The organism is Streptomyces sp. NPDC026589 (assembly GCF_040638385.1).
Classification (GTDB): Bacteria; Actinomycetota; Actinomycetes; order Streptomycetales; family Streptomycetaceae; genus Streptomyces.
Map to the genome: position 1 here is coordinate 126,829 of NZ_JBEZYG010000004.1, position 19,282 is coordinate 146,110.

Consider the following 19,282-nt stretch of genomic DNA (forward strand, 5'->3'; position numbering starts at 1 on the left):
ACCCGCGCTAGAGTCCGGAGAAAGGGACGTTACTGATCAGTAAGGGGAGCGGCTATGCGGCTCGGCATCAATCTCGGTTACTGGGGCGCCGGCATGGACGGCGACAACCTCGCCGTCGCGCAGGAGGCCGACCGGCTCGGCTACGACGTCTGCTGGGCGGCCGAGGCGTACGGCTCCGACGCCCCGACCGTGCTGACCTGGGTCGCGGCCCGGACCGAGTCGATCGACGTCGGCTCCGCGATCATGCAGATCCCGGCGCGCCAGCCCACCATGACGGCGATGACCGCCGCCACCCTCGACTCGCTCTCCGGCGGCCGCTTCCGCCTCGGCCTCGGGGTCTCGGGCCCGCAGGTCTCCGAGGGCTGGTACGGCGTGAAGTTCGACAAGCCGCTGGCCCGCACCCGGGAGTACGTGGAGATCGTCCGCAAGGCGATGACCCGCGAGCGCGTGTCGTACGAGGGGGCGCACTGGACGCTGCCGCTCCCCGGCGGTCCGGGCAAGCCGATCAAGCTCACCGTGCACCCCCAGCGCGAGCACATCCCGCTCTACATCGCCGCGATCGGCCCCAAGAACCTGGAGCAGACCGGCGAGATCGCCGACGGCGCCCTGCTGATCTTCCCCTCCGCCGAGCACCTGGAGGAGACCGCGATCCAGCCGTTGCGCGCGGGCCGGGAGAAGGCCGGGAAGACGATGGAGGGCTTCGACGTCAGCCCGACGCTGCCGCTCGCCGTCGGCGACGACGTGACCGGCCTCGCCGACATGTTCCGCCCGTACACCGCGCTGTACGTCGGCGGGATGGGCAGCCGGAAGCAGAACTTCTACAACCAGCTCGCCCAGCGCATGGGGTACGAGAAGGAGGCCGCCGAGATCCAGGACAAGTACCTCGGCGGGGACAAGGCGGGGGCCGCGGCGGCCGTGCCGCACCAGCTGATCGACCAGACCGCGCTGCTCGGCCCCGTCGAGCGGATCGCCGAGCGGATGCAGGCCTATGCCGCCGCCGGGGTCACCACGCTCAACCTCGCCCCGGCCGGCTTCACCCTGGAGGAGCGGCTCACCGCCCTGCGCGCCGGCACGGACGCCCTGGAGCGCTCCGGGCTCGCCTGACGGACGACACCGGTACAGACGACACCGGTACAACCGGGACAGCACTACGGCCGTGGTGGGGGCTCGGGGGTCCTCCCCGCCACGGCCGTCACCCGGAACAACGCGCCGAGCGCCCAAGGGTTACGCCGCCGCGCCGGGCGCCGCCCGCCGGTCGCCCCGGTTGCCGACCGCCCCGCGGCGCATTTGACTCTTCCTGCGCACTACTGCTCCGCGGACCTCGATTCCGCGGGCAACGGGTACGGAGGTGGCCGTCATGCTCTCAGCGCAGACTCTGTTCCAGGAGATTCTGGACAACGACGAGTCCTACCGGCTCTTCTGTTCCATCGCCGCGAGCGGTGAGGCCCAGGGCGGCTGGGAGAACGCCCGCATCGCCGCACTCGTCCCGGAGAGCTGCCGCGACCTGGCTCCCAAGATCGTCCGGCACGGCGCCGACGAGGACAAGCACGGCCGGATCTTCCACGCGCTCCTGAAGAAGCGCGGACTGCCGCCCGTCGAGGTCCCGCCGGAGACCGACTACACGATGCTCCTGGAACAGCAGGGCATCGGGCTCGCGCACTCACGGTTGCGCGGCGAGCAGCGGCTCACCGAGCGCGACATCATCACCTATCTGGCCCACAGTCGCGTCACCGAGCAGCGCGCCTCCGAGCAGATGCGCCTGCTGCGCCGGTACTTCGCCGACCACCCCGACATCGGCCGCGCGGTGAAGATGATCTCCCACGACGAGGACAACCACCTCGCCTACTGCCACGAGGAACTCCTCGGCCTCGCCCGCGCCGGGCACGGCCGCACCATCCAGCGGACCATGCGCGAGTGCGCCCTGGCCGAGATCCGCGTCTACCACGACGTCAGCCTCGCCGTGATGGCCGCCATGGGCCGGGTGCTCGGCTGGCCGCGGCCCAAGGCGGCCGTGCTCGCCGCGGGCATCCACGCGGTGTACGCGTACGAGCGCCTCGTCGGCTGGCGGCGGATGGTGAGCCTGGAGATGCCGCGGAGGCGCGACGCGCTGGGCAGCCCCGCCGCACCGGAGCGCGAGTACGCCTGAGGGCGCAGGGCGTACGGCGTACGACGCACGCACGCAGCACACGCCTCGCGGGCGCCGGGGCGCTCAGAGCCAGCCGCGCCGCTTGAACAGCCGGTAGAGACCGAACACGGCGCAGCCCATCGCCGCGACCACCGCCGGGTACGTCCACACCCAGTGCAGCTCCGGCATGTGGTCGAAGTTCATGCCGTAGACGCCCGCCACCATCGTCGGGACGGCGGCCATGGCCGCCCAGGCGGAGATCTTGCGCATGTCGTCGTTCTGCCGCACGCCCATCTGGGCCAGATGCGCCGACAGAATGTCCGAAAGCAGCCGGTCCAACCCCTCCACCTGCTCGTTGGCGCGCGTCAGGTGGTCGGCCACGTCCCGGAAGAACGGCTGCGCGTGCTCGTGGACGAACGGCACGCCCGCCCCCGAGAGCCGGGCCATCGGAGCGGTCAGCGGCCCGGCCGCCCGGCGGAACTCCAGCACCTGTCGCTTGAAGGTGTAGATCCGGGCCGCGGTGTTCTTCGAATCGCCGCCGCTCGGGGCGAACACCTCCGCCTCCAGCTCCTCCAGGTCGAGCTGGAGCTCACCGGAGACGTCCATGTAGTGGTCCACGACGGCGTCGCTGACCGCGTACAGCACCGCCGTCGGGCCGTGCTTCAGCACCTCGGGCTCGGCCTCCAGCCGGCGGCGCACGGCTGCCAGCGGGGCTCCCTCGCCGTGCCGGACCGTCACCACGAACGAGTCGCCTATGAAGACCATCAGCTCGTCGGCGCTGACCTTGTCGCTCTCCGGCTCGTAGACGACCGGCTTGAGGACCGCGAACAAGGAGTCGTCGTACACCTCCAGCTTGGGCCGCTGATGCGCCCGCAACGCGTCCTCCACGGCCAGCGGGTGCAGCCCGAACTCGTCCCGTACGAGGTCGAACTCCTCCTCCGTCGGCTCGTGCAGCCCGATCCACAGGAACGCGTCCTGTGCGTCCCGCGCCTCGTCCAGGGCATCGGAGAAGTCGTCGGGCCGTTCGGTGCGGCGCCCGTCCCGGTAGATGGCACAGTCCACGATCACGGCGGGCATTCTTCCCCGTGACCGGCTCCGGCGCACCTTCGCCACCCCTCTAGGCTGGCGGGTATGCCCACCCTGATCCTCGTACGCCACGGACGCTCGACCGCCAACACCGCCGGAGTGCTCGCGGGCCGCACCCCCGGTGTCTCCCTCGACGAACGCGGCGCCGAACAGGCCGCGGCCCTCCCCGCGCGGCTTTCCGCGGTGGTCCCGGTCCTCGCCGTCAGCAGCCCCCTGGAGCGCTGCCGGCAGACGCTCCAGCCGCTCCTCGACGCCCGCCCCGGCCTGTCCCTGCACACCGAGGACCGCATCAGCGAGTGCGACTACGGCGACTGGTCGGGACGGAAGCTGGCCGAACTGTCCGACGAGCCCCTGATGTCCGTCGTCCAGCAGCACCCCTCCGCCGCGGCCTTCCCGGGCGGCGAGTCGATGCGCGCGATGCAGGCCCGCGCCGTCGACGCCGTACGCGACTGGAACGACCGGGTCGAGGCGGAGCACGGTGAGGACGCCACCTACGTCATGTGCTCGCACGGCGACATCATCAAGTCCCTCGTCGCCGACGCGCTGGGCATGCACCTGGACCTCTTCCAGCGTGTCCACGTCGACCCCTGCTCGGTCACCGCGATCCGCTACACCAGGCTGCGCCCCTTCATCCTGAGGCTCGGCGACACCGGCGACCTCGCCTCCCTGGCCCCCCGCGAGCAGTCCGTCGGGGCGGACGCCGCCGCGTCCCCCACGGACGACGGCTCGGCGGACGCGACGGTCGGGGGCGGTGCGGGCGCGCCGTGATCGCTCCGGGCAGTAGGGTGGACGCGCCGTAGCGCCGCCCAACCACCATCGAAGCTCAAGGGAGCAGGACGTGTCCCGTCAGGTGTTCCTCTACGACCCACCGGACCGATTCGTGGCCGGTACGGTCGGGTTGCCTGGCCGCCGTACGTTTTTCCTCCAGGCGTCCTCCCAGGGCAGGGTCACCAGCGTCGCCCTGGAGAAGGCCCAGGTCACCGCTCTCGCCGAGCGGATCGACGAACTGCTCGACGAGGTCGTACGCCGCACCGGGGGCAACTCCCCGGTGCCCGCGGTGGCCCCGACCGACGTCTCCGACACCGCGCCGCTCGACGTGCCCGTCGAGGAGGAGTTCCGGGTCGGCACCATGGCCCTGGCGTGGGACGGCGAGGAGCAGCGCATGATCGTCGAGGCGCAGGCCCTCGTCGAGCTCGACGCCGGCTCCGAGGACGACCTCGCGGAGGCCGAGGAGAAGCTCCTCCAGGACGAGGAGAACGGCCCGCCGATGCTCCGTGTCCGGCTCAGCGGCGCCCAGGCCCGCGCCTTCGCCAAGCGGGCCCTGGACGTCGTCAACGCCGGCCGCCCGCCGTGTCCGCTGTGCAGCCTGCCCCTTGATCCGGAAGGACACGTATGCCCGCGCCAGAACGGATACCGTCGCGGAGCCTGACGGACACGGACCTGCTCACCCTGCTCACCGAGGGCACGATCACCGTCCTCGGGCAGGTCGGCGGAGCGTCCAACGCGGTGCTGCACTGCACGGTGGCGTACGAGGGCGAGGCGCGCCCCTGCGCCTACAAGCCGGTCGCGGGGGAGCAGCCGCTGTGGGACTTCCCCGACGGGACCCTCGCCCAGCGGGAGGTCGCCGCGTACGAGGTCTCCCGGGCGACCGGCTGGGACCTCGTGCCGCCGACCGTGCTGCGGGACGGGCCGTACGGGCAGGGCATGTGCCAGCTCTGGATCGACGGCCCCCCGCCCGGCGAGGACGCCCCCGAGCTGCTGGCACTCGTCGAGGACGAGGAGCCCGGTGACGGCTGGAAGGCCGTGGGCTTCGCGGACGTGGGGGAGGGGAAGACCGCGCTGCTGGTGCACGCCGACGACGTGCGGCTGCGGCGGCTCGCCGTGCTGGACGCGGTGATCAACAACGGCGACCGCAAGGGCGGACACCTGCTGCCCGCCCACGGCGGACGGCTCTTCGGCATCGACCACGGCGTCACCTTCAACGCGGACGACAAGCTGCGGACCCTGCTCTGGGGCTGGGCGGGCGAGCCGCTGACCGAGGAGGCGCTGGCCGTGCTGGGCCGGCTCGCCGGCGAGCTGGCGCCGGGCGCCGCCCTCGCCACCCGGATGGCCGAACTCATCACACCGGCCGAACTGGAGGCCCTGCGGCAGCGGGTCGCGGGGCTGGTCAGGAGCGCCGTGCACCCGCGGCCGAGCGGTCAGTGGCCGCCCATTCCCTGGCCGCCGGTGTAGGAGCTCCGCGGGTCCGGGCCGGGCCATACCGCCCGGCCCGGGTTTCACGCAAGAGGGCCTCTTCGGACAGGTTTCCGATGCCGGTTCGTATCCGGAAGCATCGTCCGGTTACGCTCATGACATGCATGCCTGGCCCGCTTCTGAGGTCCCCGCCCTGCCTGGCAAGGGCCGCGACCTTCGGATCCACGACACCGCGACCGGCGGACGGATCACCCTTGACCCCGGTCCCGTCGCCCGCATCTATGTCTGCGGCATCACGCCGTACGACGCGACCCATATGGGTCATGCGGCGACCTACAACGCGTTCGACCTCGTTCAGCGCGTGTGGCTCGACACCAAGCGGCAGGTCCACTACGTCCAGAACGTGACCGACGTGGACGATCCGCTGCTAGAGCGGGCCGTGCGCGACGGTCAGGACTGGACCGAGCTCGCGGAGCGCGAGACGGCGCTCTTCCGCGAGGACATGACCGCGCTGCGGATGCTGCCCCCGCAGCACTACATCGGAGCGGTCGAGGCGATACCGGGCATCGTGCCCCTCGTCGAACGCCTCCGGGACGCGGGCGCCGCCTACGACCTGGACGGCGACGTCTACTTCTCCGTCGACGCCGACCCGCACTTCGGCGAGGTCTCCGGCCTGGACGCCGAGGCGATGCGCCTGCTCTCCGCCGAACGCGGCGGCGACCCGGAGCGCCCCGGCAAGAAGAACCCCCTCGACCCGATGCTCTGGATGGCCGCCCGCCCGGGCGAGCCGAGCTGGGACGGGGCCTCCCTGGGCGAGGGTCGCCCGGGCTGGCACATCGAGTGCGTCGCCATCGCGCTCGACCACCTCGGCATGGGCTTCGACATCCAGGGCGGCGGCTCCGACCTCGCCTTCCCGCACCACGAGATGGGCGCCTCCCACGCCCAGGCGCTGACCGGTGAGCACCCGTTCGCCAAGGCGTACGTCCACGCCGGAATGGTCGGCCTGGACGGCGAGAAGATGTCCAAGTCGCGCGGCAATCTGGTCTTCGTCTCGACGCTGCGCCGCGACGGCGTGGACCCGGCGGCCCTCCGGCTCGCCCTGCTCTCCCGCCACTACCGGTCCGACTGGGAGTGGACCGACCAGGTGCTGGCCGACGCCGTCGAGCGCCTCGCGCGCTGGCGGGCCGCCGTCTCGCGCCCCGACGGACCGTCCGCCGACGCGCTGGTCGAAGAGGTCCGCGAGGCCCTCGCTGACGACCTGGACAGCCCCGCGGCGCTCGCCGCGGTGGACCGCTGGGCCGCGCTCCAGGGCGCGGAGGGCGGTACCGACGAGGGTGCGCCCGGCGTCGTCTCGCGTACGGTCGACGCCCTGCTGGGCGTCGCGCTGTAGGACGGAGCGCGGCACCGGACACACGAACGGAGCGCCGCACGGGATCGTCTCCCGTGCGGCGCTCCGCCGTTCCTGGGCGTCAACCAGCCCGCGCGCAGGCCACCGGTGCCCGGTCAGTCCTCGTCGGGGGTGTCCCCGGAGCCTTCCCCGGCGTCGTTTCCCGGCGCCTCGTCAGGGCCCTTGGCGCTCTGGTCGTCGGCGGCCTTCCCCCGCCCCGGCTCCGGACGCGGCGGCTTCGGCGGGCGGGTCCGGCCGCTGGAGGGGTCGCGCAGATACGGCACGTCCCCGGACTCCGTCGCATGGCCGCCCGGCCCCTGCCCGGGGCCGCCGTCCCGCCGTCGCAGATAGCGCTCGAACTCCCGGGCGATGGCCTCGCCGGACGCCTCGGGAAGCTCCGCGGTGTCCCGCGCCTCCTCCAGCGTCTGCACGTACTCGGCGACCTCGCTGTCCTCCGAGGCGAGCTGGTCCACCCCGAGCTGCCAGGCCCGTGCGTCCTCGGGCAGTTCGCCCAGCGGGATCCGCAGCCCGATCAGGTCCTCAAGACGGTTCAGCAGGGCCAGCGTCGCCTTCGGGTTCGGCGGCTGCGACACATAGTGCGGTACCGCGGCCCACAGGCTGACCGCGGGGACGCCGGCGTGGGTGCAGGCCTCCTGGAGGACCCCGACGATGCCCGTGGGCCCCTCGTACCGCGTCTCCTCCAGGTCCATCGTCCGCGCCAGGTCCGCGTCCGAGGTGACCCCGCTCACCGGCACCGGCCGGGTGTGCGGGGTGTCGCCGAGCAACGCGCCCAGGATGACGACCATTTCGACGCCCAGCTCATGGGCGAAGCCGAGGATCTCGTTGCAGAACGACCGCCAGCGCATGGATGGTTCGATGCCGCGCACCAGGACCAGGTCCCGGGGCTTCTCCCCGCCCACCCGCACCACGGACAGCCGCGTCGTCGGCCAGGTGATCTTCCGCGTACCGCCGTCCAGCCACACCGTGGGCCGGTTGACCTGGAAGTCGTAGTAGTCCTCGGCGTCCAGCGCCGCGAACACCTCGCCCTTCCACTCCCGGTCCAGATGACCGACCGCTGTGGAGGCGGCGTCCCCGGCGTCGTTCCAGCCTTCGAACGCGGCCACCATGACCGGGTCGATCAGCTCGGGCACCGACTCGAGCTCGATCACCCGGGCCTCCTTCCGATGTCTCCATACGTACGGAGCAACCTTACGGCTTCCGGGGGGCCCCGCCGCAGCCCTCTTGCACGGCCGGGTGAACCCTGCCACCGTGAGTGGATCATCGGGTGGATCAGTGCATCATGGCCCCCCCGCGGCACGGCGGCCCGCCACCGTGCCGGTACGGCGGCGAGCCGGCTCCGCGTCAGCTCCGCGGCGAGGACGGCGCTTCCCGGCGCACCACCGGGGCGATCTCCTCCGCGAACCGCTGGAGCGTCTCCAACTGCTCCGGCCGGCCCAGCCCGAAGCCGTCCACGGTGATCGACTGGAGGTCGTGGCGGTAGACCTCGTGCCAGCCGAGGATCTTGTCGATGATCTGCTGCGGGCTGCCGATCAGCTGCGGTCCGCCCTCGATCGCCTCCTCGATCGTGCGGAACGGGGTGTTGTAGCCGGCCTTGCCCTCCAGACCCGGCTTGAAGACCTGCCGCACCCGCGCCTCGTACACCTCCTTGTACCGGTCGACGGCCGCCTGGGAGCTGTCGGCGATGAGGAGTCCGCCCGATCCCGCCGCCACCTGGGCGTCCGCCGGATCGTGCCCGTAAGCCTCGAACCGCTCCCGGTAGTGGGCGATGAGCCGGGCGTACGCCTCGCGCGGCTGGATGGCGTTCGCGGTGAACAGCGGGTCGCCGTGCTTGGCCGCCAGTTCGGGGGAGTTGAGGCTGGTCGCCGAGCCGTGCCAGACGCGTGGCACGCCCGCGTACGGGCGCGGCACCGTCGTCACGTTCTTCAGGGGCGGCCGGAACTCGCCCTCCCAGTCGACGCCCTCCTCGCTCCACAGCCGCCGCAGCAGCTCGTACTTCTCCTTCTGGAGGTCCCACTGCCGTGCCTCGTCGAGCCCGAAGAGGTCGAAGTGGCCCGCCTCCGCGCCCTTGCCGACGACGAGTTCGACCCGACCCCGGGATATCTGGTCGAGCGTCGCGAAATCCTCCGCGACTCGCACCGGGTCCAGGATCGCGACGACGGTCACGCCGGTGAGCAGCCGGATCGTCTTCGTACGGGCCGCGATCGCGCCCAGCACCACGTTCGGACTGGAGGAGAGGAAGGCCCCGGCGTGCCGCTCGCCGACGGAGTACGCGTCGAAGCCGAGCCGCTCCGCCACCGTCGCCGTGTCGATCACCTCCTCGAACCGGTCGGCGGCCGGGAGGAGTTCACCGGTGAGCGGGTGCGGCTCGTGGCCGATCAGGGAGAGCACGGAGAATCTCATGAACTCCACTGTCCCCGGGGCACGTTGCGAGCGCATGGCGGGAGTGTGGCGCGTGCGCCGGGGCGATCGCGCACGCCGAAGGGGGCGGCCCTCGCGGGAGGCCGCCCCCTTCGCCCGTCCACGCGGGACGGGGGGAAGCAGGTCAGTCCTTCTCGGCGAGCAGCTTCTCGACTCCGGCGCGGACGTCGCCCGTCGCCAGGCCCCGGATTGTCAGCGTGGTCCGGCGGCGCAGCACGTCGTCCGCCGTCTCGGCCCACTCGTGGTCCCGGGCGTAGGCGACCTGGGCCCAGATCTCCGGGGCATCCGGGTGGACGCGCTCGGCCAGCTCCGGGCTCTCGTTCGCCAGCCGGGCGATGTCGAAGGCGAGCGAACCGTAATGCGTGGCCAGGTGCCGGGCGGTGTCCGGCGCCATCCGGGGGCCGGGCGTGCCGCCGTCGATCAGCAGCCGGTGCGCCACCGCGTTCGGGTTGGCGATCCCGGGGAGCGGGAGCTTCCGCGGCAGCCGGTTCATCGGCTCCATGTCCTCGGCCAGCGGGTGCCCGGGCAGGGCGGCCAGCTTGTTCATGACGGTGCGGCCGATGTGACGGAAGGTCGTCCACTTGCCGCCGGCGACCGACAGCATCCCGCCGCGGCCCTCCGTGACGACCGTCTCGCGCTTGGCCTTGGAGGTGTCGCCGGGGCCGCCGGGCAGCACCCGAAGACCGGCGAAGGAGTACGTGATCAGATCGCGCGACAGCTGCTGGTCCTTGATGGAGAACGCCGCCTCGTCGAGGATCTGCGCGGTGTCCGCCTCGGTCACCGCGACGTCCGCCGGGTCGCCCTCGTACTCCTCGTCCGTCGTGCCGAGCAGCAGCATGTCCTCCCAGGGCAGGGCGAACGTGATCCGGTACTTGTCGATCGGGGTGGCCAACGCCGCCCGCCACGGCCGGGTCCGCTTGAGGACCAGGTGCGCGCCCTTGGACAGCCGGATGGAGGGGACCGCGTTCGGGTCCTCCATCTTCCGCAGGTGGTCGACCCAGGGGCCGGTGGCGTTCAGCACGAGCCGGGCGGTGACGCCGAACTCGGTGCCGTCCGTGCTGTCCTTCAGGTCGGCGCCCGTGACCCGGCCCCGGGTGAACCGCAGCCCGGTGACCGCCGCGTGGTTCAGGACGGCCGCGCCCGCGTCGACGGCCGCGCGGACCGTCATCAGGGCCATGCGGGCGTCGTTCATCTGGTCGTCGCCGTAGACCGCGACGGCCTTCAGGTTGTCGGTGCGCAGCTCGGGGACGTCGCGCTGCGCCTTGGCCGGGCTGATCACATGGCCGACGCCGTCGCCGAACGCGGAGAGCGCGGAGTAGGCGAAGACGCCCGCGCCCAGCTTGGCCGCGCCGTGCGGGCCGCCCTTGTAGACCGGCAGGTAGAAGGTGAGCGGGTTGGCCAGGTGCGGGGCCACCTCGCGGGAGACCGCGCGGCGCTCGAAGTGGTTCTCGGCGACCAGCTTGACCGCGCCGGTCTGGAGGTAGCGCAGACCGCCGTGGAGGAGCTTGGAGGAGGCGGAGGAGGTGGCGCCGGCGAAGTCGCCGGCGTCCACCAGAGCCACCCGCAGCCCGGACTGCGCGGCATGCCAGGCGGTGGAGATGCCCAGGATGCCGCCGCCGATGACCAGGAGGTCGTACGTGGCCCGGGACAGCTGCTCCCGGGTCTCGGCGCGGCTCGGCAGCGAGCCGGAGGCCGGGTGCGTTCCGAGGGCGGGAACGCTCTGCAGGGTGGTCATGGTGATGCTCCTCGTCAGCTTTCTTCGTCCTCGATCCAGCTCATGGTCCGTTCGACGGCCTTGAGCCAGCTCTTGTACTCGCGGGCACGGGTGTCCGCGTCCATGCGGGGTGTCCACTCGGCGGCCCGGCGCCAGTTGGCGCGCAGCGCGTCGGTGTCCGGCCAGAAGCCGACGGCGAGACCGGCGGCGTAGGCGGCGCCGAGGCAGGTGGTTTCGGCGACCATGGGGCGCACCACCGGCGCGTCCAGGAAGTCGGCGAGCGTCTGCATCAGCAGGTTGTTGGACGTCATGCCGCCGTCGACCTTGAGCGCGGCCAGCTCGACGCCGGAGTCCTTCGTCATGGCGTCGCTGATCTCGCGGGTCTGCCAGGCGGTGGCCTCCAGGACGGCACGGGCGATGTGCGCCTTGGTGACGTAACGGGTGAGACCGGCGATCACCCCGCGGGCGTCGGGGCGCCAGTAGGGGGCGAAGAGGCCGGAGAAGGCGGGCACGAAGTACGCGCCGCCGTTGTCCTCGACCGAGGAGGCCAGCGTCTCGATCTCGGCGGCCGACTTGATCAGGCCCATCTGGTCGCGCATCCACTGCACCAGCGAGCCGGTGACCGCGATGGAGCCCTCAAGGGCGTAGACCGGGGGCTTGTCGCCGATCTGGTAGCCGACGGTGGTGAGCAGCCCGTTGTACGAGTTCACCGGAGTGGAGCCGGTGTTCATCAGCATGAAGGTGCCGGTGCCGTACGTGGACTTGGCCTCGCCCTCGGCGAAACAGGTCTGGCCGAAGAGCGCCGCCTGCTGGTCGCCGAGCGCGGAGGCGACGGGGATGCCGTCGAGGATGCCGCCCTTGGCGTGGCCGTACACCTCGGCGGAGGAGCGGATCTCGGGGAGCACCGCGGCCGGGATGCCGATGGAGGAGAGGATCTTCTCGTCCCACTCCATCCGGTGCAGGTTCATCAGGAGGGTGCGGGAGGCGTTGGTGACGTCGGTGACGTGCACCCCGCCGTCGGTGCCGCCGGTCAGGTTCCAGATGACCCAGGAGTCCATGGTGCCGAAGAGGATGTCGCCGGCCTCGGCGCGCTCGCGCAGCCCCTCGACGTTGTCGAGCAGCCAGCGGACCTTGGGGCCGGCGAAGTACGAGGCGAGCGGCAGCCCGGTCTCGCGGCGGAACCGGTCCTGGCCCACGTTGCGGCCGAGCTCCTTGCAGAGCGCGTCGGTGCGGGTGTCCTGCCAGACCAGCGCGTTGTGGACCGGCTCACCGGTGTGCTTGTCCCACATCAGCGTGGTCTCGCGCTGGTTGGTGATGCCGATCGCCTTGACGTCGGCGGAGGTGATGCCCGCCTTGACGATGGCGCCGGCGACGACCTCCTGGACGTTCTCCCAGATCTCGGTCGCGTCGTGCTCGACCCAGCCCGGCTTCGGGAAGATCTGCTCGTGCTCCTTCTGGTCGACGGAGACGATCCGGCCGTCCTTGTCGAAGACGATGCAGCGGCTGGAGGTGGTGCCCTGGTCGATGGCCGCGATGAACGGCCCGGTGCCGTGGGTGCCGGTGGTGTGTGCGTCGGTCACGGTGTGCTCCCGGAAGTCTGTGAAGTGAAGAGGTGCGGCTCGGACTGGGGTGTCTACGCGAAGGCGAGGTTGTAGAGCCCGCCGGCGAGTGCGCCACCGATGAGCGGACCCACGATGGGTACCCACGCGTAGCCCCAGTCCGAACCACCCTTGTTCGGCAACGGCAGCAGGGAGTGCACGATGCGCGGACCGAGGTCGCGGACCGGGTTGATGGCGTAGCCGGTCGGGCCGCCGAGCGAGAGGCCGATGGAGACGACGACCAGGGCGGTGATCAGCGCGCCGAGCGTGCCGAGGCCGTTGCCCGCGTCGTTGAGGCCCTGGGTCAGGATCGCCAGGACCAGCACGACGGTCGCGATGATCTCGGTGATGACGTTCTGGGCGCCGTTGCGGATCTCCGGACCGGTGGAGAAGATCCCGAGCACCGGGCCGGCCTTCGGGGCGGCCGCCCGGTCGACCATGCCTTCGTCGGTGGACTTGGACCCGACGATCTCCGGGTCGGTCAGATGCGCGTGGAACTGGCCGTAATAGACCGCCCAGACGAGCAGGGCGCCGATCACCGCGCCGAGCAGCTGCGAGAAGAGGTACAGGGGGACGTCGCCCCACGCGGTGCCGCCCTCGATGGCGAGGCCGACCGTGACCGCGGGATTGAGATGGGCGCCCGATACGCCGCCGGCGAGGTAGGCGCCGGTCAGCACGGCGAAACCCCACCCGAAGGTGATGGCCAGCCAGCCCGCGTCCCGGGCCTTCGAGCTCTTCAGCGTGACGGCGGCACAGACACCGCCGCCGAGCAGGATGAGTACGGCGGTACCTATGGTCTCGCCGATGAAAATGTCGGAGCTGGACACCCGCGACTCCTTTGTCCTTCGTCCAGGGGAGAGCGGAGCACCGGTCCCGCCGGTGACCCGCGCCCCAGATGGGTATCCACGAAGCGTGGGCAGCCCACCTGTAAGGGCTTGACCGGCCCTTGGCACCGTCACACCCTAACGCGTATTGCCGTTAGGCGTTCGACAATGCCGACCGTTGAACGGCAGTGTTTCCCCCGAGTGAAGGAAGCGTCAAGGGTTCTGTGGTCCACGACTCGGTGCGCGATGCGATCGTTACCGCGAGGGGCCGGGACGGCCCCGGGCATGGGTGAGCACAGGTCGGTACCGAGTGCGGGGAGGGGCGGGACGGGCTGTGCGGGCGCTCAGAAGCGGCCGGCGCCCAGATCCCGGGAGACCGCGCGGGCGCAGTCGCGCACGGCCGCGATCAGCTCGGGGCGCAACGCCCCGCCCGGGGCCACCCGCTCCACCGCGCCCGTCACGGCGACCGCGCCGACGGGCATCCTGCGCCGGTCGTGGATCGGGGCGGCCACCGCGGCCACGCCCTCCCAGGTCTCCTCGGCGTCGGCGGCCCACCCCTGGGCCCGGATCAGGTCGAGCATCGACTCGAAGGCGTCGGCGGCGGTGACGGTGCGCCCGGTGAAGGAGCGGCGCTCCGCCTCCATGACCTCGCTGTGGGCCACCGGGTCGTACGCGGACAGCACCTTGCCCAGCGCCGTGGAGTGCAGCGGCTGCATGGCCCCGACCTCCAGCACCTGGCGGCTGTCGTCGGGCCGGAAGACGTGGTGGACGATCAGCACGCCGTGCTGGTGCAGCACCCCGAGGTGCACGCTCTCGCCGCTGGAGCGGGCCAGGTCGTCCGTCCAGACCAGGGCGCGCGCCCGCAGCTCGTGGACGTCCAGATAGCTGTTGCCCAGCCGCAGCAGCTCCGCGCCCAGCTGGTAGCGGCCCGACGCCGCGTCCTGCTCGACGAAGCCCTCCAGTTGGAGCGTGCGCAGAATGCCGTGCGCGGTGCCCTTGGCCAGCCCCAGCGAGGAGGCGATGTCGGAGAGCCCGAGCCGGCGCTCGCCGCCCGCCAGCAGGCGCAGCATCGCGGCCGCCCGCTCCAGCGACTGGATGTTCTTGGCCATCGCGCCGTACTCCTCCACCTCGGTTCGACAATGCTGAACACTATCGGTCGATGCCGACCTGCGCCGGACTCCGGAGGAAAGTCTCCGCCACCGGGCCGCACCCGCCGCACCCGCACAGCATGCAGTCCGTCCCATGGACGCCCCCTACGGTCCCGAGCGGTGTCCGGCTAGGCTGGCGAGGTGCGCCTTCCCCAAGAAGGACGCAAAGCCGACAGCCGTCGCATCCCTGGGAGATCATCCATGGCCTCGTTGCCGACATCCGCCGCCGACAGCCGGACCCGCGCAGACGCACTCCGCGAGGCACTCGCCACCCGTGTGGTGGTGGCCGACGGGGCGATGGGCACCATGCTCCAGGCGCAGGACCCCACGCTGGAGGACTTCGAGAACCTCGAAGGCTGCAACGAGATCCTGAACGTCACCCGGCCCGACATCGTGCGTTCGGTACACGAGGAGTACTTCGCGGTCGGCGTCGACTGCGTCGAGACGAACACCTTCGGCGCGAACCACTCCGCCGCGAACGAGTACGAGATCGCCGACCGGATCTTCGAGCTCTCCGAGTCCGGCGCCCGGATCGCCCGCGAGGTCGCCGACGAGTTCGGCGCCAAGGACGGACGCCAGCGCTGGGTCCTCGGCTCGATCGGCCCCGGCACCAAGCTGCCCTCGCTCGGCCACATCACCTACGACGTCCTGCGCGACGGCTACCAGAAGAACGCCGAGGGCCTCCTGACGGGCGGCTCCGACGCCCTGATCGTCGAGACCACCCAGGACCTGCTGCAGACCAAGTCCAGCATCATCGGCGCGCGCCGGGCGATGGACGCCCTCGGCGTCCACGTGCCCCTGATCTGCTCCCTCGCCTTCGAGACGACCGGCGTCATGCTGCTGGGCTCCGAGATCGGCGCCGCCCTGACCGCCCTGGAGCCGCTCGGCATCGACCTGATCGGGCTGAACTGCTCGACCGGCCCGGACGAGATGAGCGAGCACCTGCGCTATCTCGCCCGCCACTCCCGTACGCCCCTGATGTGCATGCCCAACGCCGGCCTGCCCGTCCTCACCAAGGACGGCGCGCACTTCCCGCTCGGCCCCGACGGTCTCGCCGACTCCCAGGAGAACTTCGTCCGGGACTACGGCCTCTCCCTCATCGGCGGCTGCTGCGGTACGACGCCCGAGCACCTGCGGGCCGTCGTCGAGCGGACCCGGGGGCTCACGCCGACCGAGCGCGACCCGCGCCCCGAGCCGGGCGCGGCCTCGCTCTACCAGACCATTCCCTTCCGGCAGGACACCGCCTACCTGGCGATCGGGGAGCGCACCAACGCCAACGGCTCCAAGAAGTTCCGCGAGGCCATGCTGGAGGCCCGCTGGGACGACTGCGTGGAGATGGCCCGCGACCAGATCCGCGAGGGCGCGCACATGCTCGACCTCTGCGTCGACTACGTGGGCCGCGACGGTGTCGCCGACATGGCGGAGCTGGCCGGCCGCTTCGCGACCGCCTCCACCCTCCCGATCGTGCTGGACTCCACCGAGCTGCCCGTGCTCCGGGCCGGCCTGGAGAAGCTCGGCGGCCGGGCCGTGCTGAACTCGGTGAACTACGAGGACGGCGACGGCCCCGAATCCCGCTTCGCGCAGGTCAGCGCCCTGGCCTCCGAACACGGCGCCGCGCTGATCGCGCTGACGATCGACGAGGAGGGCCAGGCCCGTACGGTCGAACACAAGGTCGCCATCGCCGAGCGGCTGATCGAGGACCTCACCACCAACTGGGGCATCCACGAGTCGGACATCCTCATCGACACCCTGACCTTCACCATCTGCACCGGTCAGGAGGAGTCCCGCGGCGACGGCATCGCCACCATCGGGGCGATCCGCGAGCTGAAGCAGCGTCACCCGGACGTCCAGACCACGCTGGGCCTCTCCAACATCTCCTTCGGTCTGAACCCGGCCGCCCGGACCGTCCTGAACTCTGTCTTCCTCGACGAGTGCGTCAAGGCCGGCCTGGACTCGGCGATCGTGCACGCCTCGAAGATCCTGCCGATCGCCCGGCTGGAGGAGGAGCAGGTCAAGGTCGCCCTCGACCTGATCTACGACCGCCGCGCCGAGGGCTACGACCCCCTCCAGAAGCTCATGGAGCTGTTCGAGGGCGTCAACATGAAGTCGATGAAGGCGGGCCGGGCCGAGGAGCTGATGGCTCTCCCGCTGGACGAGCGCCTCCAGCGGCGCATCATCGACGGCGAGAAGAACGGCCTGGAGGCCGACCTGGACGAGGCCCTCCAGAACACCCCGGCCCTCGACATCGTCAACAACACGCTGCTGGAAGGCATGAAGGTGGTCGGCGAGCTGTTCGGCTCCGGCCAGATGCAGCTGCCGTTCGTCCTCCAGTCCGCCGAGGTCATGAAGACCGCGGTGGCCCATCTGGAGCCGCACATGGAGAAGACGGACGACGACGGCAAGGGCACGATCGTGCTCGCCACCGTCCGCGGCGACGTCCACGACATCGGCAAGAACCTTGTCGACATCATCCTTTCCAACAACGGCTACACCGTCGTCAACCTCGGTATCAAGCAGCCCGTCTCCGCCATCCTGGAAGCAGCCGAGGAGCACCGCGCGGATGTGATCGGCATGTCCGGCCTCCTGGTGAAGTCGACGGTGATCATGAAGGAGAACCTCCAGGAGCTCAACCAGCGCAAGATGGCCGCCGACTTCCCGGTGATCCTCGGCGGCGCCGCGCTGACCCGGGCCTACGTCGAGCAGGACCTGCACGAGATCTACGAGGGCGAGGTCCGCTACGCCCGCGATGCCTTCGAAGGCCTGCGCCTCATGGACGCGCTCATCGGCGTCAAGCGCGGAGTGCCCGGCGCGGTCCTGCCCGAGCTCAAGCAGCGCAGGGTCCCCAAGAAGGACGTCGACACCGCGGTCCTGGAGGCCGAGGAGCCCGAGGGCTCGGTGCGCTCGGACGTCTCCACCACCAACCCCATCCCCGAGCCGCCGTTCCGGGGCACCCGCGTCATCAAGGGCATCCCGCTCAAGGACTACGCCTCCTGGCTCGACGAGGGCGCGCTCTTCAAGGGCCAGTGGGGCCTCAAGCAGGCCCGGACCGGCGATGGACCGACGTACGAGGAGCTGGTGGAGACCGAGGGGCGCCCGCACCTGCGCGGCTGGCTCGACCACCTCCAGTCCAACAACCTCCTGGAAGCGGCCGTCGTCTACGGCTACTTCCCCTGCGTCTCCAAGGGCGACGACCTGGTCCTCCTCCACGAGGACGGCTCCGAGCGCACCCGCTTCACCTTCCCGCGCCAGCGCCGTGGCCGCCGCCTCTGCCTCGCCGACTTCTTCCGCCCCGAGGAATCCGGCGAGAGGGACGTCATCGGCCTCCAGATCGTCACCGTCGGCTCCCGGATCGGCGAGGCCACCGCCGAACTGTTCGCCGCCAACTCCTACCGCGACTACCTGGAGCTGCACGGCCTCTCCGTCCAGCTCGCCGAGGCGCTCGCCGAGTACTGGCACGCGCGGGTCCGCAGCGAGCTCGGCTTCGCGGGGGAGGACCCGGCGGACGTCGAGGACATGTTCGCGCTCAAGTACCGCGGCGCACGGTTCTCGCTCGGTTACGGGGCGTGCCCAAACCTGGAGGACCGGGCCAAGATCGCCGACCTCCTCCAGCCGGAACGCATCGGCGTGCACCTCTCCGAGGAGTTCCAGCTCCACCCGGAGCAGTCCACCGACGCCATCGTCATCCACCACCCCGAGGCGAAGTACTTCAACGCGCGGTAACCCCGTATTCCCGCCGCGGCCTCGCGCCCTTCGCGCACCGCGGCCGGACACGTCGTACACTGGTCGGTCCAGTGCAGGCCGGTCGCCCTCCCGTTCTCCGGGAATGGCGGCCGGCCTTCTCGTCCCTTACGGAAGGTGTGCCGGATGACCAGTACGGTCCCCGCGTCCTTGACCCGCACGGCCGAAGGCGCCGCCCTGCAGGCGGTCCTTCTCGACATGGACGGAACCCTGGTCGATACCGAGGGCTTCTGGTGGGACGTCGAGAAGGAGGTCTTCGCAGGCCTCGGGCACCAGCTCGACGAGGCCTGGCGGGACGTGGTCGTCGGCGGTCCGATGACCCGCAGCGCCGGCTACCTCATCGACGTCACCGGCGCCGACATCCGGCTGGACGAGCTGACGGTGCTGCTCAACGACGGATTCGAGAAGCGCATCGAGCGCGGGGTGCCGCTGATGCCGGGCGCCGAGCGCCTGCTCGCCGAACTGGCCGCGTACGAGGTGCCCACCGCGCTCGTCTCCGCCTCCCACCGCCGGATCATCGACCGGGTGCTGGAATCGGTGGGCCGCCACCACTTCGCGCTCACCGTCGCCGGGGACGAGGTCGCCCGGACCAAGCCCCACCCCGAGCCCTACCTCACCGCCGCCGCGGGCTTCGGCGCCGACCCCTGGCGCTGTGCCGTCATCGAGGACACGGCGACCGGGGTGGCCGCCGCCGAGGCCGCCGGCTGCCGGGTCGTCGCCGTGCCCTCCGTCGCCCCGATCGCGCCCGCGGCCGGACGCGTGGTCGTCGGCTCCCTCGAAGAGATCGACCTCGCCTTCCTGCGCAAGCTCATCACCCAGGCGGGCGGAACGGGCTGACCCTCACCGGGCGTGCCCGCGCTCCCGCCACGCACTTGTGAACGAACAGGGGATTTTCTGGTCGTCCCCGTGTGCGTTCCGGCAACGTTCCGTGGATGTGGATCAGTTGCGGGGTGTCTCTGTGAAGAGGCCCGACAGGTGACCTTCCTCACCTGGGGACCCGCGGAGGGCTGTCGAGATCGGGTGAGCTGTC

Annotated in this window: 15 protein-coding genes; 8 read left to right on the plus strand and 7 right to left on the minus strand. The window is 71.2% G+C overall.

The features are described from left to right. Positions 1-54 precede the first annotated feature (54 nt). Positions 55-1,104 carry an LLM class F420-dependent oxidoreductase gene (locus tag AB0F29_RS08690; protein ID WP_361869008.1) on the plus strand — a complete coding sequence of 350 codons (1,050 nt, stop codon included), beginning with the start codon at positions 55-57 and terminating at the stop codon, positions 1,102-1,104. 253 nt (positions 1,105-1,357) lie between these two features. Beyond that, entirely contained in the window at positions 1,358-2,146 is a 789-nt protein-coding gene (locus AB0F29_RS08695) for a ferritin-like domain-containing protein (protein ID WP_361869010.1), read from the plus strand. A gap of 63 nt (positions 2,147-2,209) precedes the next feature. Here the strand turns inward: AB0F29_RS08695 and corA are convergent, their stop codons facing one another. Continuing rightward, positions 2,210-3,202 carry a magnesium/cobalt transporter CorA gene (corA, locus tag AB0F29_RS08700; protein WP_361869012.1) on the minus strand — a complete coding sequence of 331 codons (993 nt, stop codon included), beginning with the start codon at positions 3,200-3,202 and terminating at the stop codon, positions 2,210-2,212. A 54-nt stretch (positions 3,203-3,256) separates the two neighbouring features. On the opposite strand from corA, the gene AB0F29_RS08705 reads away from it, so the two are divergent. From AB0F29_RS08705 to mshC, 4 genes are all read left to right on the plus strand, one after another. Beyond that, complete coding sequence (locus tag AB0F29_RS08705) at positions 3,257-3,979, plus strand: histidine phosphatase family protein (protein ID WP_361869014.1); 723 nt, start codon at positions 3,257-3,259, stop codon at positions 3,977-3,979. A 70-nt stretch (positions 3,980-4,049) separates the two neighbouring features. Continuing rightward, positions 4,050-4,640: a DUF3090 domain-containing protein gene (locus tag AB0F29_RS08710; protein ID WP_018959545.1), complete on the plus strand. Its 591-nt coding sequence runs from the start codon at positions 4,050-4,052 to the stop codon at positions 4,638-4,640. After that, the gene (locus tag AB0F29_RS08715; protein ID WP_361869017.1) at positions 4,604-5,443 is read left to right on the plus strand and encodes an SCO1664 family protein; all 840 of its coding nucleotides are present in this window, start codon (positions 4,604-4,606) and stop codon (positions 5,441-5,443) included. The genes AB0F29_RS08710 and AB0F29_RS08715 overlap by 37 nt, the downstream gene beginning before the upstream one ends. A gap of 121 nt (positions 5,444-5,564) precedes the next feature. Next, a complete protein-coding gene (mshC, locus tag AB0F29_RS08720) occupies positions 5,565-6,794 on the plus strand; it encodes a cysteine--1-D-myo-inosityl 2-amino-2-deoxy-alpha-D-glucopyranoside ligase (protein WP_265602502.1) in 1,230 nt (409 codons plus the stop codon). Between the two features lie 113 nt (positions 6,795-6,907). On the opposite strand, the gene AB0F29_RS08725 is transcribed toward mshC, so the two are convergent. The 6 genes from AB0F29_RS08725 to AB0F29_RS08750 all read right to left on the minus strand — a co-directional run bounded on the left by AB0F29_RS08725 (position 6,908) and on the right by AB0F29_RS08750 (position 14,475). Further along, complete coding sequence (locus AB0F29_RS08725; RefSeq protein WP_361869020.1) at positions 6,908-7,960, minus strand: PAC2 family protein; 1,053 nt, start codon at positions 7,958-7,960, stop codon at positions 6,908-6,910. Positions 7,961-8,153: 193 nt separating this feature from the next. Beyond that, positions 8,154-9,212 carry an LLM class flavin-dependent oxidoreductase gene (locus tag AB0F29_RS08730; RefSeq protein WP_361869023.1) on the minus strand — a complete coding sequence of 353 codons (1,059 nt, stop codon included), beginning with the start codon at positions 9,210-9,212 and terminating at the stop codon, positions 8,154-8,156. A 142-nt stretch (positions 9,213-9,354) separates the two neighbouring features. Continuing rightward, the gene (locus AB0F29_RS08735) at positions 9,355-10,965 is read right to left on the minus strand and encodes a glycerol-3-phosphate dehydrogenase/oxidase (RefSeq protein ID WP_361869025.1); all 1,611 of its coding nucleotides are present in this window, start codon (positions 10,963-10,965) and stop codon (positions 9,355-9,357) included. 14 nt (positions 10,966-10,979) lie between these two features. Next, positions 10,980-12,524: a glycerol kinase GlpK gene (gene glpK / locus AB0F29_RS08740; RefSeq protein ID WP_018959539.1), complete on the minus strand. Its 1,545-nt coding sequence runs from the start codon at positions 12,522-12,524 to the stop codon at positions 10,980-10,982. A 53-nt stretch (positions 12,525-12,577) separates the two neighbouring features. Then, a complete protein-coding gene (locus AB0F29_RS08745; RefSeq protein ID WP_361869028.1) occupies positions 12,578-13,369 on the minus strand; it encodes an MIP/aquaporin family protein in 792 nt (263 codons plus the stop codon). A gap of 341 nt (positions 13,370-13,710) precedes the next feature. Further along, positions 13,711-14,475 carry an IclR family transcriptional regulator gene (locus tag AB0F29_RS08750; protein WP_361869030.1) on the minus strand — a complete coding sequence of 255 codons (765 nt, stop codon included), beginning with the start codon at positions 14,473-14,475 and terminating at the stop codon, positions 13,711-13,713. A 240-nt stretch (positions 14,476-14,715) separates the two neighbouring features. Here AB0F29_RS08750 and metH point away from each other — a divergent pair, with 240 nt between their 5' ends. Both metH and AB0F29_RS08760 read left to right on the plus strand, forming a co-directional pair. Next, on the plus strand, positions 14,716-18,234 hold the full coding sequence (gene metH, locus AB0F29_RS08755) for a methionine synthase (protein ID WP_361869033.1): 3,519 nt from the start codon (positions 14,716-14,718) through the stop codon (positions 18,232-18,234). Between the two features lie 144 nt (positions 18,235-18,378). After that, positions 18,379-19,089, plus strand: a complete 711-nt coding sequence (locus tag AB0F29_RS08760; protein ID WP_361869036.1) for an HAD family phosphatase — start codon at positions 18,379-18,381, stop codon at positions 19,087-19,089. Positions 19,090-19,282 lie beyond the last annotated feature (193 nt).

Excerpts from the sequence above, each read along its gene's own strand:
- AB0F29_RS08690 (WP_361869008.1), top strand. The coding sequence starts at position 55 with ATGCGGCTCGGCATCAATCTCGGTTACTGGGGCGCCGGCATGGACGGC.
- AB0F29_RS08695 (WP_361869010.1), top strand. The coding sequence starts at position 1,358 with ATGCTCTCAGCGCAGACTCTGTTCCAGGAGATTCTGGACAACGACGAG.
- corA (WP_361869012.1), bottom strand. The coding sequence starts at position 3,202 with ATGCCCGCCGTGATCGTGGACTGTGCCATCTACCGGGACGGGCGCCGC.
- AB0F29_RS08705 (WP_361869014.1), top strand. The coding sequence starts at position 3,257 with ATGCCCACCCTGATCCTCGTACGCCACGGACGCTCGACCGCCAACACC.
- AB0F29_RS08715 (WP_361869017.1), top strand. The coding sequence starts at position 4,604 with ATGCCCGCGCCAGAACGGATACCGTCGCGGAGCCTGACGGACACGGAC.
- mshC (WP_265602502.1), top strand. The coding sequence starts at position 5,565 with ATGCATGCCTGGCCCGCTTCTGAGGTCCCCGCCCTGCCTGGCAAGGGC.
- AB0F29_RS08730 (WP_361869023.1), bottom strand. The coding sequence starts at position 9,212 with ATGAGATTCTCCGTGCTCTCCCTGATCGGCCACGAGCCGCACCCGCTC.
- AB0F29_RS08735 (WP_361869025.1), bottom strand. The coding sequence starts at position 10,965 with ATGACCACCCTGCAGAGCGTTCCCGCCCTCGGAACGCACCCGGCCTCC.
- AB0F29_RS08750 (WP_361869030.1), bottom strand. The coding sequence starts at position 14,475 with ATGGCCAAGAACATCCAGTCGCTGGAGCGGGCGGCCGCGATGCTGCGC.
- metH (WP_361869033.1), top strand. The coding sequence starts at position 14,716 with ATGGCCTCGTTGCCGACATCCGCCGCCGACAGCCGGACCCGCGCAGAC.
- AB0F29_RS08760 (WP_361869036.1), top strand. The coding sequence starts at position 18,379 with ATGACCAGTACGGTCCCCGCGTCCTTGACCCGCACGGCCGAAGGCGCC.